This window comes from Sporosarcina sp. D27, from assembly GCF_000586555.1.
Taxonomy (GTDB): domain Bacteria; phylum Bacillota; class Bacilli; order Bacillales_A; family Planococcaceae; genus Sporosarcina.
In genome coordinates, this window is sequence record NZ_AZUC01000011.1 from 1 (window position 1) to 381 (window position 381).

The window sequence follows — 381 nt, forward strand, 5'->3', positions numbered from 1 at the left end:
GAATCGCAAGATTGTTTTGAGTTTCAATGTTGGTTTTATCCAGTTTTGAGCGAACAAGCTCACATTTGTCTGGTAATGATGGCGAAGAGGTCACACCCGTTCCCATACCGAACACGGAAGTTAAGTTCTTCAGCGCCGATGGTAGTAGGGGGCTTCCCCCTGTGAGAGTAGGACGTTGCCGGGCAATTTGAAAAGAGAGTCAAGGATTTCATTCCTTGACTCTTTTTTTTGTTGTGAATTATTTGTATCTAAGTTATAAAAGGCGGGTTGGACGGGGTTTTTCGAGAGAAACTAATTGTAGACGGTGGGGAGGTTGTCAGAAATACGATTAGTTAATGAGAGTTAGGAGCTGAATACAGGGTTTATGATCACAATTCGGAG

At 43.0% G+C, this 381-nt stretch carries 1 rRNA gene; it reads left to right on the forward strand.

What is annotated here, in order from left to right:
• Positions 1–68 precede the first annotated feature (68 nt).
• Positions 69–184 (forward strand): 5S ribosomal RNA (gene rrf, locus N693_RS0102250).
• Positions 185–381 lie beyond the last annotated feature (197 nt).